We start from the raw sequence: 14418 nt of genomic DNA on the forward strand, positions 1-14418 counted from the left end.
CTCCCTTTCTACTTCTGACCCGATAACGCCATGCTGAATATCGATGCAGAGAGCGCCCGCGCGTCGCTCCCTTTTGACCGGCTTGTTGATGCACTCAAGGAAGCGTTTGCCTCTGGCTGCGAGGTGCCGCTGCGGCATAACCATACCGTCACCACCGCGCAGGGCCAGCAGGGGACGCTGCTGCTGATGCCGGCCTGGGGCCCGTCGCAGGGATACCTTGGCGTCAAGACCGTCTCGATCTATCCCGGCAACTCCGCGCGCTCGCTGCCGGGACTGTTCTCGACCTACATCCTCTACAGCGTGGAGACCGGCGAGCCACTGGCGCTGATCGACGGCAACGAGATCACGTCCCGGCGCACCGCGGCCGCGTCGGCGCTCGGCGCATCCTTCCTGAGCCGCAAGGACGCCAGATCCATGCTCTTGCTGGGCGCCGGTCGGGTGGCCAGCCTGGTGCCGTATGCCTGGCGCAGCGTTCGGCAGATCGAGCGGGTCGGGGTGTGGGACATCAACCCTGCTCAGGGCCGCCGGCTGGCCGAACAGCTTTGCAGCGATGGCTTCGACGCATACGTGGTGGACAGGCTCGAGACGGACACCTGCGCCGTGGACGTCATCAGCGCGGCGACGCTTTCGACCGAACCGCTGATCCGTCGCGAATACCTTCGTCCCGGCACCCATGTCGACCTGATCGGTGGCTTTACGCCAGCGATGCGTGAAACCGATGACGCTTGCTTTGCGGGCACCTCTGTATTTGTCGATACGGACGAGGCGGCAACCAAGGCCGGCGACCTGCTGTCCCCGCTCGGCAACGGCGTGATCGCCCGGGAAGATATCCGTAGCGACCTTGCCGGTCTCTGTCGGGCCCGGCACGCAGGAAGAGTTTCAGACGATGAGATTACGGTCTTCAAGGCTGTCGGTACCGCCCTGGAAGATCTTGCCGCCGCGGCGATGTGTTTCGAAGCCGTGGCAAATAACTAGAACGATCAAGGAAACTGCCAAGGAGTTCAGCATGAAAGAGACAACGAGGATGGCATTTGCCGATGCCGGCAAGCCGCAGCAAGGTGGCCTGGAGAGCCTGGCCGTACGGGTGACGAACTGGTCAGAGCGCTGGTTTCCGGATTCCTACATCTTTGCCGCGATCGCCGTCGTGGTGGTGGCGCTCGGCGCCATGCTGGTCGGGGCGTCGGCACCGGCCGTGGCGAAGGCATTCGGTGACGGCTTCTGGAGCCTGATCCCGTTCACGATGCAGATGGCGGTGGTGGCGATCGCCGGCTATGTGGTGGCGGTCTCGCCGCCAGCGTCGATGCTGATCGCGCGGCTGGCATCGCTGCCGCGTACGGCCCGCGGCGCAGTCGCGTTCGTGGCGCTGGTGAGCCTGCTGACGTCGCTGCTCAACTGGGCCATCAGCCTGATCTTCAGCGGCTTGCTGGTGCGCGCGATTGCCCGACGTGGGGGCTTGCGCGTGGATTATCGGGCCGCGAGCGCGGCGGCCTATCTGGGGATGGGCGCAACGTGGGCGCTAGGGCTCAGTTCCTCGGCCGCGCAGCTACAGGCAAATCCTGTCAGCCTGCCGAAGTCGCTGCTGGATATCACCGGGGTGATCCCGTTCGCTGAAACGATCTTCCTGTGGCAATCGATGGCGATGACCGTCGTGCTGATTGTCGCGTCACTGCTGATTGCATATTTTTCTGCGCCCACCGGGGAGCGGGCCCGCACCGCGGCCGATATGGGTGTAGACCTGAACGATGCCGACGACGGCGTCGCGTGGCCGTCGCGCCCTGGCGAGTGGCTGGAATACAGCCCGCTACTGACGCTGGCGCTGGTGGCGATGGGCGCAAGCTGGCTCTACCAGGAGTTTTCCGCAAAAGACCCGATCCTCGCCATCTCCAACCTGAACACCTACAACTTCCTGTTCTTGCTTCTCGGCATGTTGCTGAACTGGCGCCCGAAGCGCTTCCTGCGCGCCGTGGCCAGGTCGGTGCCGTCGACCTCAGGCGTGCTGATCCAGTTTCCGCTGTATGGCGGTATCGCCTTTATCCTCACCAAGGCGACCGGAGTCGACGGTGCGACGCTATCCCATCATCTCGCGTCGGCCTTTGTTACGATGGCGACCACCGAATCGTTCTCAGCGGTCATGGGCGTGTATTCGGCCGTGCTGGGGTTCTTCGTGCCGTCGGGCGGCGGCAAGTGGATCATCGAGGCTCCGTACGTGATGCAGGCCGCCAATGAACTGCAAGTCCACCTGGGATGGGCGGTACAGGTCTACAACGCGGCCGAGGCGCTGCCGAACCTGATCAATCCCTTCTGGATGCTGCCGCTGCTCGGCGTGCTGGGGATCCGGGCCAAGGATGTGGTCGGCTTCACCTTCACGCAGTTGCTGGTGCACACGCCGCTGGTGCTGCTGATGCTGTGGGCGTTCGCCACGACGCTGCCTTACCATCCACCGGTCATGCCTTGAGTCCCGGGAGGAACGTCGGCAGGGCGACTGAGGTGTCGCCCTGCGATCGAGGCTGGTTCACCCGTTCGCGGGCTGCTGCGGCGCCTCGGCCACGATCTCCCGGATCGCCTGTTCGAAAGCCTCCACCGGCTGCCCGCCGGTAACCAGGTAGCGGTTGTTGAAGATGATGGACGGCACTGACTGGATTCCCATGCGCTGGTACTCCTGGATTTCCGCGCGCACCGCATTGGCATAGTCATCGCTGTCCAGCACCTTGCGCGCCGCCGCGGCATCCAGGCCAACGCCCTGCGCGGCTTCGACCAGTACCTCGTGATTGCTCGGGTCTTTGCCGTCGGCATGGTAAGCGCGCAGCAGCGCCAGCTTCAGCGGCACCTGCTTGCCTTCCAGGCCTGCCCAGTGCAGCAGCCGGTGGGCATCGAAGGTGTTGTAGACATGTGTGCGCTCGCCAAACGGAAAGCCCACGCCGGCGCCGCGCTCGCGGATCATGGCCTGGGTCTCTGCGATCTGCGCCGGGGTGCGCCCGTACTTCCTGCCTAGATAATCGACGATCGCCTCGCCCTCCGGGCGCATCCCCGGGTTGAGTTCAAACGGATGCACGACGATTTCGGCATCCACCGCATCGCCAAGGCGCTGCAGCGCCAACTGCAGTGAAGACAGGCCGATGGCGCACCAGGGGCAGGCAATGTCGGAGACGAAGTCGATCTTGATGGGTTGGGGCATGGCTACTCCTGGCGTGGGCGGGGGCGTGGCCCCGGCCCGGATCTGGAAATTGCCGACAGGGTAGCCTGACTGGCGAATCCTTGCAGGCGGGCGCCGCGGCCGTGGCCGGGCGCCCGCCCCATCAGTCCCATCAGTCCCATCAGTCCCATCAGTCCCGTCAGTCCCAGCGGCGCCCGTGGCCGTGGCCGTCATTGTCGCCATGACGATATGCCCATTCGCGCTCGCGCCAGTCGCGGCGGTTGTCTCGATAGCCTTCCCGGTAGTAGTCCCGGTGGTAGTCCCTGCGATAGCCGCGGTCATAGTCATAGCGTACCGGCACCGGTGCCACCACGACGGGGCGCGGTGCCACCACTACCGGGCTGGGCGCATAGGCAACCGGAGCCGGCGCATATACCGGCGCGGGAGCATAGACCGGGGCCGGACGATAGACCGGCGCCGGCTGGGCCACCACCACGCCCGGCACGCCGATGCCGATATCGATATTCACACCGGCGTGAGCCCCGGCGCTGGCCACCAGCATTGCACCACCTGCTACCGCCATTGCGATGATTCGTTTCATGGTTGCCTCCCAAGGGGCGTTGGACATGGGCTCACTGTAGGGGGCGGGCTTGTAATATGGGGCGCGCGAAGTGTTGCAAGTGTGACGTGGTGTAACCTTGCTGCAGGGCTGGGACGTCTTGGCTACGCCTGTATCATGCAACCCCGTTGCCGAAGCTCTTTCCTTCCTTAGCTGCTCCATGCCCCGTACCGCCCTTGTCCTGCTGGCCCTGACCGCCTTCACCGCCATCCCCACCGCAGCCACTGCCGCCGCCGATATCCAGGCCGGCAAGGCGCTGTTCACCACGCGCTGCGCCTCGTGCCACCACGTCGGCCGCAACGCGCGCGCAGGCTTTGGCCCGCAGCTGAACGGCATCTTCGGCCGTGCCGCGGGCGGCACCAGTGATTTCCAGTATTCGGAGGCAATGCGCGCTTCAAAGATGGTGTGGTCGCATGACACGCTGCGTGCCTTCATCCATTCGCCCGGCAAGGTCGTGCCTGGCACGAAGATGCGCTTCTGGGGTCTCAGTGATGACAAGCAGATCAGCGATCTGCTGGCTTACCTGCAGACATTCCAGTAGGCGGGAAATGCGGCCCCGGCCCTTCCCCGGCCAGCGCGTCATGCGGATTGCGCAACGGACACGCCTTCAACGACAGACACCCACACCCGATACACCCATCTAGCTGGTCACGCAATTGCGTGAGCGTGCGAATGCGTTCATCCAGGTCATCGCGCCAGCTGGCCGACAGCCGGCGCCAGTCGGCCACAGTGGGCGCACGCCCGTCCGGCAGCTTCTGCATGGCATCGGCGATCACCGCCAGCGGCAGCCCCATGCGCTGCGCCACGCGGATCACGGCCAGCCGCCGCAGCACGGCGCGCGCATAGCGGCGCTGGTTGCCCCCGCTGCGGGTGCTGGCGATCAAGCCGCGCGATTCATAGAAATGCAGGGCGGACACGGCGATGCCCGTGCGCGCGGCGACTTCGCCGACGGAGAGCAGTTCTTCTGAGGGCGCGGTACGGCGCCGGCGCGGTGAAGGGGGCTTGTTCGCGGAGGCCATCGGCAGTGGAAGACACCAGTGGAACGGAGGAATGTCCATGCTACCACCAAGGCCGCGCTTGACCTCAAGCTAAGTTGAGGTTTGATACTTGCGACTCCACTGTTCGCCACGCCTCAAATACAGAGCTGATGATCATGTTCCCCTTCTCGCCCTCATCCTTGCGTTCACCCTCGATGCCCGCGCTGCCTTCCATGCCCACCATGCCGGTCGCCCGCCCCAATCCCTCGCTGAGCCTCATCAATCCCGAGGGGCTGTACGACCCGCGGCCCAACGGCTATTCGCATGTGGCCATGGTGGAAGGCCCGGCCCGCATCGTCTATATCGCGGGGCAGGGCGGTGAGGACGCGGCCGGTTGCCTGCCGCTCGATTTTCCGCGCCAGGTGGCGCGCGCCATGCAGAACCTGCGCATCGCGCTGCAAGCGGCAGGTGCCGACGTGGGCGATGTGGCTAAGCTCACGGTGCTGGTGGTCGACCACTCGCACGACCGCCTGCGCACCTTCGGCGCGGCGCTGCGCGAGATGTGGGGCGACAAGCCAACGCCGGCCTGCACGCTGATTCCGGTGCCGCGGCTGGCGCTGGACAATATGCTGTTCGAGATCGAAGCGACGGCGGTGCTGCCGGGCTGAACGCAACTCAACGACTGCGTGATTGCCGAAGTGGCGCGCGTGGTCGGGCGCGGGCGGATGAAGGCAATGTTCTTCGGGCCGATGTCAAAGGCAGGATTGCCTGCAGCCGCAAAGTAGGCCTGTGCTGCGGCGCTTTGCCGCAGCGGATGTCCTATCTTCAGCGCGGTGCGGCGCTGAAAGTCTTGTTGACGATCTTCCAGACGCCGTCGATCTCCAGCAGCGTCATATAGTCGGTGAAGGTCACGCCCGGGTATTCCAGCACCACCTTGGCGACGCCGGCATTGCCCACCACATCGAACTGCGTGATAAGGCGCTTGCGCTGCGCCTCGTCCGCCGCGGGATGGCCGGGGCAGCGCGCCGAGGTGAACTCCTCAACCGTCAGCGAATGCAGCTTGCCGTCACGGAACGAGACGATGCGCGCGTCGGCGGCAAACGCCTTGTACATGAATTCGGCCTTGCCGGTGATATGGCCCTGCAGATAGTCCTCGATCGGCGCGAGCGCGGCCACGTGGCGGGAAGTCAGGCCCGTTTCTGAATACGTCATGGTCTCCTCCAAAACTGGGGCGGCACCGGGTTATCCACCCCATGCCGCGGCGTTGAAAGCGTTGATTGTATTCTAGGTTTGTATGCAAAAGTACAGGGCGCTGTCGGCTAGACCAATGTGGCGATGAGTTCACGCAGCCAGCGGTGTGCCGGATCGCGATGCACGCGCTCTGGCCACAACATCGACATCTCATAGCCCGGCACTTCGACTGGCGGTTCCACCACCTTTACTGCCGGCACGCCGCGCACCAACCGCTCGGGCAGCATCGCCACCAGATCGGTGCTGGCGACGGCCGACGTGACAAACAGGAAGTGGGGCACGGACAGCACGACACGCCGCTGCATGCCGGCCAGCGCCAGCGCCTCGTCGGTGACGCCGTAAAAGCCGCCGCCGTCCGGCGACACGATCACGTGGTCGAGCGCGCAGAACTGCGCCAGCGTGGGCCGCCGCTTCAGCCGCGGATGACCGGCGCGACCCACCAGCACATAGCGCTCGGTGAACAGGGCGCGCCGGTGCAGGCCCGGCGGCGAGCCATCGGTGGTGTGGAGGGCCAGGTCCAGTTCGGCACGCTCGGCCTGCCGGGCGATGCGCGGCGGCACCATCTCCACTACGGCCAGGCGCGCGCCGGGAGCCGCCATGCGCAGCGCCTGCAGCGCCGGCAGCACGATGGTCAATTCGCCGTAGTCGGTCGCGGCCACGCGCCAGGTGTGGGTCGAGGCAGCGGGATCGAACGGACTATCGGACGAGACCGCGTGCTCCAGCGCGCCCAGCGCTTCACGCAACGGTTCGCGCAGCGATTCGGCCTTGGCGGTGGGGCGCATGCCGCGCGGGCCCGGCAACAGCAACGGGTCGCCGAAGTAATCACGCAGCCTGGACAGGTGGACGCTGACCGAAGGCTGTGACAGGTGCAGCCGCTGCGCCGCGCGGGTCACGTTGTGCTCGGACAGCAGCACATCCAGCGTCACCAGCAGGTTCAGGTCCAGCCGCCTGAGATTAGTCATGACAATACCAGGGATATTGGATATTCATTTCTAATATAGCGGACGACGGCCTATGCTGGCTTCACTCAATCATTGGAAGCCGCTGTCATGAACGTATTGCTTGTCTATGCCCATCCGGAACCGAGGTCGCTCAACGGGGCGATCCGCGACTTTGCCGTGCAGCGCTTGCGCGATGCCGGGCACCAGGTCCAGGTCTCGGACTTGTATGCGATGCAATGGAAGGCGCAGATCGACGGCGCCGACACCAAGGCGCAGCCGGGCGATGCGCCCTTCCACCCGTCACTGGATTCCAAACATGCCTTCGAGAACGGGCTGCAGAGCGATGACATTGCGCATGAGCAGGAAAAGCTGCGCTGGGCCGACACGGTCATCCTGCAGTTCCCGCTGTGGTGGTTCTCGATGCCGGCCATCCTGAAGGGCTGGGTCGAGCGCGTCTATGCCTATGGTTTTGCCTACGGCGTAGGTGAACACTCCGACGAGCGTTGGGGCGACCGCTATGGCGAAGGCAGTCTCGCTGGCAAGCGTGCCATGCTGGTCGTCACCACCGGCGGCTGGGAATCCCACTACAGCGCGCGAGGCATCAATGGCCCGATCGACGACATCCTGTTCCCGATCCACCACGGCATCCTGTACTACCCCGGGTTTGACGTGCTGCCGCCGTATCTGGTTTATCGGACCAGCAAGGTCGATGAGGCGCGCTTCGCGGAGATTCGCGAGGAACTGGGCCAGCGGCTGGATACCCTCAGGACTACCCCACCGATCCCGTTCCGGCGGCAGAACGCGGGGGACTACCGGATTCCGCAGCTGACGCTGCGCGAGGAGGTGGCGCCGGGAACGGTGGGGTTCGCGGCGCATGTGGAGTAAGGGCGGCAACCGATGGCCGCCCCGGTGGACTTAGTCCGCCCGAATATCCGCCCGCGCCGCCACCGCCCGCATCTCCGGCAATTCCTTCTCCACCCGCGCCTTCACTGCTGCGCCATTGCCATAAGCCGGCGTCAGCGCCAGTTCGACCATGCGCGCCTTGGTAGCCGGCGCGTTGGCGACGTCGGCCAGGGCCTTCTCCAGCTTCTGCTGCACCGGCGCGGGCAGGCCCGCGGGTGCCAGCAGCGCGAACCACGTGCCCATCTGGAAGCCGGGGTAGCCACTCTCCGCGACGGTAGGCACCTGCGGCAACGCTGGCAGTCGCTGCGGCGACAACACCGCCACCGGCCGGATCTTGCCGCCCTTGATCAGCGGCAGGGTGGCCACCACGGTATCGACCGCGACCGGCACCTGGCCGCCGGCCAGCGCGGTCAGGCTGGGGGCGCTGCCGTTGAAGGGCACGTGGACCATGCGGATGCCGGTGGCGGACTTGAGCATCTCCGCACCGAAATGCACCGAAGACCCCGCGCCGAACGAGCCATAGGAGAACTTGTCCGGGTGGGCTTTGGCCTGCGTCACCAGATCCTTGAGCGAGGTGATCTGCATGTCCGGGTTGGCCACCAGTACCAGGCTCATGTCGGCGACCAGGCCCAGCGGGGTGAAGCTCTTGATGGGGTCGTAGCCCAGGTGTTGGCGGATGGCCGGGTTCAGTGTCAGCGTGGTGCTGGCCGCCAGCAGCAGCGTGTAGCCGTCGGGCGCGGCCTTGGATACCTGGGTGGCGCCGATCACGGTGCTGGCGCCGGGCTTGTTCTCGACCACCACTGACTGGCCGAGTTTTTCGCCAAGGCCGACCGCCAGCAGGCGGCCCAGCACGTCAGTGGCGCCGCCCGCGGCGAACGGCACCACCAGCCGGATCGGGCGGTCCGGCCAGGATTGGGCCTGCGCGGCGGCGGGCGTTGTGGACAGCACCGCGGTCAGGGCGGCGGCGCAGGCGAGAAACAGCTTCGGGGGCATTGCGGTCATCGTTGGCACTCCTGCCGGCAGTTGTAGGAATAGAAGGCAATCGGAAGCAATACGAAGCGGGGCCAGGACTAGCCGAAGGCTCAATCGAGCCAGGGGCTGCGCACGCGCGAGAAGCCGCCGGCCTGGTCATAGGCATGGCCGAGCTGCAGCACGGCGGCGTCGGCCTGCGCCGGGCCGATGATCTGGATGCCGGCCGGCAGGCCCCGGGGGCTGAAGCCGGCTGGTGCGGCCAGGGCCGGCAGTCCGGCCATGGTGGCCGGCACCACCACCTGCATCCAGCGGTGGTAGGTGTCCATGTCGCGGCCGTCGATGACATGCGGCCAGTCCCAGTCGGCATTGAACGGGAACACCTGCGCGGCCGGCAGCACCAGGTAGTCGAAGCGCTCGAACAGCGCGCGCAGTGCCTGGTACCACGCGCTGCGCTCGCACAGGGCCTCGTACACGCGCGTGCCCGGCAGGGCCAGGCCTCGCTCGATCTCCCATGCGGCCTCGGGCTTGAGCAGCGCGCGCCTGGCCGGGTCGTGGTACAGCGCCGCGCTGGCGCCAGCCACCGAGAAGCTGCGCAGGTCGATCCACGCGCGCCACAGGCGCTCCAGGTCGAATTCGGGCAGCGCGGCGTCCACGGTGCAGCCGAGCGTGCGCAGGTGCGCGAGCGCCTGCTCGCAGGTATCGAGCACGCCGGCTTCGGTCGGCAGGTGGCCGCCCAGGTTGCCCAGCCAGCCGATGCGCACGCCGGCCCAGTCGCGTTCGGGCGGCAGCTTGAAGGTGCCGGGTGCTTCGGCGCGGTGCGTCAGCGGCAGGCGCGCGTCGAAGCCGGCCTGCACCGACAGCAGCAGGGCCAGGTCCGGCACGTTGCGCGCCATCGGGCCGGCCACGCTGAACTGCTGGAAGAAGACCTCGTCGCCCGGGCCGTGCGGCACGCAGCCGACCGAGGTACGCAGGCCATACACGTGGTTGAACGCCGCGGGCGTGCGCAGCGACCCCATCATGTCCGAGCCATCCGCCACCGGCAGCATGTGCAGCGCCACCGCCACCGCGGCGCCGCCGCTGCTGCCGCCGGCGGAGCGTGCCGGGTCGAAGGCGTTGCGAGTGGTGCCGTAAACCGGGTTGTAGGTATGGCCGCCCAGGCCGAACTCCGGCGAGTTGGTGCGCCCGACAAAGACCGCGCCGCCGGCGCGCATGCGCTCGAAGATCACGGCGTCGGCCTCGCTGACCTGCCCGGCGAAGATCGGCGAGCCCTTGGTGGTGACCATGCCCGCGGCCGGGCTGATGTCCTTGGGCGCCTGCGGGAAGCCATGCAGCGGGCCGCGGCTGGTGCCGCGTGCCAGTTCGGCGTCGAGCCCGGCGGCCTGCGCGCGCAGGGTGTCGCGCTCCATCGGCGCCACGATGGCATTGACGCGCGGGTTGTGGCGGTCGATCTGGCCAAGGAAGGCATCGAGCACTTCCACGCACGAGACCTCGCGTCCATGGATGGCGCGCGACAGGGCGACGGCATCGAGTTCGGTGATGGGATCAGGGGTCTGGGTGGGCGCCATGGCTCGGGTGTCTCCTGTGGTGTCGGGAAAAAGCATACGGGCGGCGCACGGTTTCCCGCAATCGATGTTTTTTTCAAATATCCTTGCGTAAAACGCAAACCAGCCGCCGGAGCCGCCCATGCTGTCGCATCGCCTGCAGGAAACCTCGCTGCGCTATTTCCTGGAGGTGATACGCAGCGGCTCGCTGACCGAGGCGGCGCAGCGGCTGAATGTCACCGTGTCGGCCGTGAGCCGCCAGGTCGGCGCGCTCGAGGCATTGCTCGGGGTGCCGCTGTTCGACCGCCGGCCGCGTGGCATGGTGGCCAGCGCGGCCGGGGAGTTGCTGGCGGCCTATGCCCTGCGCGGCGCGCTGGAAGCCGATCGGGTGGTGTCAGAGATTGCCGCGCTGCAGGGCCTGCGCCGGGGCCGGGTGCGGCTGGCCAGTTCGGCGGGATTTGCGATCGAGTTCCTGCCGCGCATCATTGCCGAGTTCCGCCAGCGCTATCCGGGCCTGCAGTTCCATGTGCGCGTGGCGCCGCCGGCCGAAGTCACCGGCATCGTGCTGCATGGCGATGCGGACATCGGTATCACCTATAGCCGCGCCGCGGAGCAGGGCATCCGGGTGGAGCACCGCCAGCCCGCGCCGGTGATTGCCATCATGCGTCCGGACCATCCGCTGGCGCGCTTTCGCAGCGTCACGCTGGCGCAGATGCAGCCTTACCCGCTGGCGCTGCCGGAGGGCGACAACACCGTGCGCCAGCTGTTCGACATCGCTTGTGGCGAACGCGGCATGGTGTTTGAACCGGTGCTGGTGACCAATCACTTCGAGACCCTGACCAACTTCGTGCTGCACGGTGGCGGGCTGTCGATCTCTGGCGCCGTCACCGTGGGCGACAGGTTGCGCCGCGGCGAACTGCGCGCCGCCTCGATCCGGGAGCGCGGCATGCGCAGCCGCGCGGTCGAACTGCAGACGCTGGCCGGCCGCACGCTGCCTGAGGGCGTGCGTGCGTTCCTGGGGTTTATCCGCGAACGGCTGGCGGCGGAGGTTGGTGTGGCGGGCGCCTAGGCCGAAGCTGGCCTGCGGCGCCCGCCATCGCTGGCGTCATCCGCGCCAGGTGCTGCCGGTCACATCGCCGGTGCTGCGGGCTTCGGGGAGCTCGCGGCGCACGCGGATGTCGTTGTTGACCTCCTTGACGCCGTAGGTGCCGTCGGCCAGGTCTTCGATATAGAACTTCTGGCCGCGGTCGCGCACGGTGCCGGTCAGTGACACCACGCCTTCGCTGACGTCCACACTGACGTCGCTGACGTCAACGCCGCGCGCATAGCTCAGCTGCTCGCAGATCTGGTCGCGGATGCGTTCGTCGCTGCGCTGGTAGCCGCGCGGGCCAGTGTGGCGTTCGGAGGTGCCGAACCAGTCGCCCACGGCTTCACCGATGCGGCGGCCCAGGTTGTAGAGCACGCCATGCGAGCCTTCGCGCTCGTCATCGAGATCGTCGGTTTCCCAACCGCGGCGCTGCGCATATTCCCGGTAGCCCGGGCTGTGACGCCGTGCCTCATAGCGCTGCTTTTCTTCCCAGTCCTCGTGCGGGTCGACCCAGTAGCGGGTGTCGCTGCGCAAGTCGCTGAAGTAGGTGTCATGGCCGCGCGCGTGAGGCGATTCACGCGGATCCCGTGCGCGTTCGGCGCTGCGGCGCCACTGGCGCTCGGCGTACTCGTCGTCGCGTTGCCATGCCTGCGGATCGCGCCATTCGCTGGCGCGTTCCCAGCCATAGCCGCCGTTCAGGCCGTAGCGCAGGTTGCTGCCGGAGCGTGCGCCGGAGGGGTGTTCCGGGTACCTGCGGGCGCCGTACGCTTCGTTGAAATCCCGGTCCGGGCGGGCGGAGCCGCCGTAGCTGGTCTGGCCCGGGGCCATTTGCTGGCGCCGACGCCGCGCTTGCCAGCGCTCCTGTTCGGATTCAGGTTGCCAGTCATCGTCTTCCCATGCCTGGCGGCGTTGGCGCGCGGCGCGCGCATTGCGCTCATCGTAGTAGTAGCCCATGCTGTTTTCCTGACAGTGTGCGTGTGGCGCCATGTGCGGGCGCAGGCGCACACGCCGTGCGCGAACCGCTGGCGGGTAATCAAGAAGGGGCAAGATTCGTACCGTGCGGCGGGATGCCCCGCGGACGGGGGTTTGCCGGCACTTTGGCGCATTGCCATCCATGCAAGGGTTTCAGAGCTTGTAAGGGATGCCGGTCCGGATGGGCGGGGCGTGCCGCAGTATCCACATGGCGCGAGGCAGGGCGCCACGCGCACCGGGGCAGGCGTGCTGGGCGGCCGTACTGCCGCCCGTCGCCACCTTTTTGCCGGTTTACTTCGTGCTGCTGGTCTTGGTCGACTTTGTCGATTTGGTCGACTTGGTGGCCATGGCTTTCGCAGGGGCGGCTGCGCTGCCAGCGGCCGTGGTCGCCGGGGCCGGTTCGATCTTCGACTTGGCGAACGCAAAATAGCATTCGGTATTGCTGTTGTTGTACGTTTCCGAATCGCTTGTGGCCAGCACGCCGGTGACGTTGATCTTGTCCCCGGTCTGCAGGTTGCTGATCTTCTTCTGGTTGACCATCAGCGCGTCGCGCATTAGCGCCTTGCCGGTGCACTGCGGATTGACCGAGTCCTTGAAGTAGACGGCAATGGTGTCGTCCGACTTGCGCAGGCCATCCACCTTGGTGATGCGGGCGACCGTACCCGTTACCAGGATCGCCTGCGAATCCCACTTCTTCTTCGCGGTGATTTCGTTCTTCTTCCAGTCCGACCAGATATCGCCCAGCGAAGCCGGCTTCGGATCCGCCAGCATGCGGAAGTCGCCGCTCAGAACGTCGCCGGTGCCGTCGAGCACGCCGCTGATGGAGGACATTGCGCCGTCCATCGATTCACACCCCGCCAGCAACCCGGCTAGCGCTAGCCCTACCACCAGTTTTCCCGTCTTCATTCTTTTTTTCTCCAGGTCCGCCAGCACCCTCGGCCAGCGCCGGGGCATTGTATTCGTACAGCCTGCAAAATCCAACAGAACTGGCAAAAACGCTCTATTTTCGGCAAAAATGGGGTGGCATCCCCCGAATGGGGCTGTCCCGGCGCAAGCTCAGGAGCCGGCCGGTTCGACGCCTCCCCAGAATATGGGATGGGCAACGACGCGCGGCTATGCGATGAGTAAGCGCGGGGGCGTTTACCCTGAAGGGATCCGCCCGGCCGTCCCATGCGCGGGCGGATATGTCAGAATCCGCCGTCGTGCCCGGAGCACAGCATGCAGTAGTACGGGCAGCAAGACTGGCCCGACAACGGGCAGCACAACGGGCAGCACAACGGCATGGCTCGGGAACACAGGCATGGCAAGCACAACAAGAGTCCTGATCGTCGAGGACGATCCCGCGGCACTGAGCCGGCTGGTGCAGGCCGTTGAGATGCATGCGCCGGCCACCGTGGTGGCAGGCTGTACCGCCAGTGCGGCGGAAGCCCTGGCCTGGCTGGCGCAGCACCAGCCCGACGTGCTGCTGTGCGATCTCGGCCTGCCGGACGGCAGCGGCATCGACGTGATCCGCGACGCGCGCGAGCGCTATCCCGCCTGCGACTGCATGGTGGTCACGGTGTTCGGCGACGACCAGCACGTGCTGGCCAGCATCGAGGCGGGCGCCATCGGCTACCTGCTCAAGGACGAAACCACGGACCGCATCGCCGCCTCCATCGGCGAGCTGCGCGCGGGCGGCTCGCCGATGAGCCCGCTGATCGCGCGACAGGTGGTGAACCGGCTGCGCGGCGCGCCGGCCGAGGCGGTTGCGCGCGATACCGCGGCCACCGGCGCCGTGGTGCTGTCGGTGCGCGAGAACGAGATCCTGGACCTGATCTCGCGCGGCTATACCTATGCCGAGACTGCCCGCTACCTGGGGCTGAGCGTGCATACCGTGCAATCGCACATCAAGAACATCTACGGCAAGCTGGCAGTACGCTCGCGCGGCGAGGCCGTGTTCGAGGCGGCCAAGCTGGGCCTGCTCAAGTCCTTGTGACCCCACCTAATGCTGCATCGGCCGCGCCACCTCCGGACCTTGCTTGC

General features: G+C 66.6%; 16 protein-coding genes. 7 read left to right on the forward strand and 9 right to left on the reverse strand.

The features are described 5' to 3' along the window. The first annotated feature begins 30 nt into the window (after positions 1-30). Positions 31-975, forward strand: coding sequence for a bifunctional Delta(1)-pyrroline-2-carboxylate/Delta(1)-piperideine-2-carboxylate reductase (lhpI, locus tag AC1Q7H_RS08460; protein ID WP_492381118.1), 945 nt, complete (start codon positions 31-33; stop codon positions 973-975). 31 nt (positions 976-1006) lie between these two features. After that, positions 1007-2455, forward strand: a complete 1449-nt coding sequence (locus AC1Q7H_RS08465) for a short-chain fatty acid transporter (protein ID WP_013953906.1) — start codon at positions 1007-1009, stop codon at positions 2453-2455. A gap of 57 nt (positions 2456-2512) precedes the next feature. On the opposite strand, the gene AC1Q7H_RS08470 is transcribed toward AC1Q7H_RS08465, so the two are convergent. Next, positions 2513-3175 (reverse strand): DsbA family oxidoreductase, encoded by a 663-nt coding sequence (locus AC1Q7H_RS08470; protein ID WP_211979448.1) that lies wholly within the window; start codon positions 3173-3175, stop codon positions 2513-2515. A 157-nt stretch (positions 3176-3332) separates the two neighbouring features. Then, positions 3333-3734 (reverse strand): hypothetical protein, encoded by a 402-nt coding sequence (locus tag AC1Q7H_RS08475; protein WP_041228726.1) that lies wholly within the window; start codon positions 3732-3734, stop codon positions 3333-3335. 178 nt (positions 3735-3912) lie between these two features. Here AC1Q7H_RS08475 and AC1Q7H_RS08480 point away from each other — a divergent pair, with 178 nt between their 5' ends. Beyond that, positions 3913-4293, forward strand: coding sequence for a c-type cytochrome (locus tag AC1Q7H_RS08480; protein ID WP_153954123.1), 381 nt, complete (start codon positions 3913-3915; stop codon positions 4291-4293). Here the strand turns inward: AC1Q7H_RS08480 and soxR are convergent. Continuing rightward, a complete protein-coding gene (soxR, locus tag AC1Q7H_RS08485; RefSeq protein ID WP_049800654.1) occupies positions 4256-4771 on the reverse strand; it encodes a redox-sensitive transcriptional activator SoxR in 516 nt (171 codons plus the stop codon). The two genes, AC1Q7H_RS08480 and soxR, sit on opposite strands and share 38 nt — an antisense overlap. Positions 4772-4944: 173 nt before the next feature. Here soxR and AC1Q7H_RS08490 point away from each other — a divergent pair, with 173 nt between their 5' ends. Next, positions 4945-5397, forward strand: coding sequence for a RidA family protein (locus tag AC1Q7H_RS08490; protein ID WP_010810824.1), 453 nt, complete (start codon positions 4945-4947; stop codon positions 5395-5397). 157 nt (positions 5398-5554) lie between these two features. Here AC1Q7H_RS08490 and AC1Q7H_RS08495 read toward each other — a convergent pair whose 3' ends face one another. Together AC1Q7H_RS08495 and AC1Q7H_RS08500 are read right to left on the reverse strand one after the other, a co-directional pair. Continuing rightward, positions 5555-5941, reverse strand: coding sequence for a nuclear transport factor 2 family protein (locus AC1Q7H_RS08495; protein WP_013953899.1), 387 nt, complete (start codon positions 5939-5941; stop codon positions 5555-5557). A 107-nt stretch (positions 5942-6048) separates the two neighbouring features. After that, on the reverse strand, positions 6049-6942 hold the full coding sequence (locus AC1Q7H_RS08500; protein ID WP_153954124.1) for a LysR family transcriptional regulator: 894 nt from the start codon (positions 6940-6942) through the stop codon (positions 6049-6051). An 87-nt stretch (positions 6943-7029) separates the two neighbouring features. On the opposite strand from AC1Q7H_RS08500, the gene AC1Q7H_RS08505 reads away from it, so the two are divergent. After that, positions 7030-7806 (forward strand): NAD(P)H-dependent oxidoreductase, encoded by a 777-nt coding sequence (locus AC1Q7H_RS08505; RefSeq protein ID WP_013953897.1) that lies wholly within the window; start codon positions 7030-7032, stop codon positions 7804-7806. 30 nt (positions 7807-7836) lie between these two features. Here the strand turns inward: AC1Q7H_RS08505 and AC1Q7H_RS08510 are convergent, their stop codons facing one another. Beyond that, positions 7837-8826: a Bug family tripartite tricarboxylate transporter substrate binding protein gene (locus AC1Q7H_RS08510; protein ID WP_153954125.1), complete on the reverse strand. Its 990-nt coding sequence runs from the start codon at positions 8824-8826 to the stop codon at positions 7837-7839. Between the two features lie 80 nt (positions 8827-8906). Next, a complete protein-coding gene (locus tag AC1Q7H_RS08515; RefSeq protein WP_153954126.1) occupies positions 8907-10361 on the reverse strand; it encodes an amidase in 1455 nt (484 codons plus the stop codon). A 118-nt stretch (positions 10362-10479) separates the two neighbouring features. On the opposite strand from AC1Q7H_RS08515, the gene AC1Q7H_RS08520 reads away from it, so the two are divergent. Next, the gene (locus AC1Q7H_RS08520) at positions 10480-11406 is read left to right on the forward strand and encodes a LysR substrate-binding domain-containing protein (protein ID WP_013953894.1); all 927 of its coding nucleotides are present in this window, start codon (positions 10480-10482) and stop codon (positions 11404-11406) included. 36 nt (positions 11407-11442) lie between these two features. Here AC1Q7H_RS08520 and AC1Q7H_RS08525 read toward each other — a convergent pair whose 3' ends face one another. Both AC1Q7H_RS08525 and AC1Q7H_RS08530 read right to left on the reverse strand, forming a co-directional pair. Then, on the reverse strand, positions 11443-12378 hold the full coding sequence (locus tag AC1Q7H_RS08525; protein WP_153954127.1) for a BON domain-containing protein: 936 nt from the start codon (positions 12376-12378) through the stop codon (positions 11443-11445). Between the two features lie 309 nt (positions 12379-12687). Next, complete coding sequence (locus AC1Q7H_RS08530; RefSeq protein ID WP_153954128.1) at positions 12688-13302, reverse strand: OB-fold protein; 615 nt, start codon at positions 13300-13302, stop codon at positions 12688-12690. Positions 13303-13696: 394 nt separating this feature from the next. On the opposite strand from AC1Q7H_RS08530, the gene AC1Q7H_RS08535 reads away from it, so the two are divergent. Then, positions 13697-14371 carry a response regulator gene (locus AC1Q7H_RS08535; RefSeq protein WP_013953891.1) on the forward strand — a complete coding sequence of 225 codons (675 nt, stop codon included), beginning with the start codon at positions 13697-13699 and terminating at the stop codon, positions 14369-14371. Positions 14372-14418 lie beyond the last annotated feature (47 nt).

The sequence above is a fragment of the Cupriavidus sp. GW823-FHT06D04 genome, assembly GCF_058795055.1.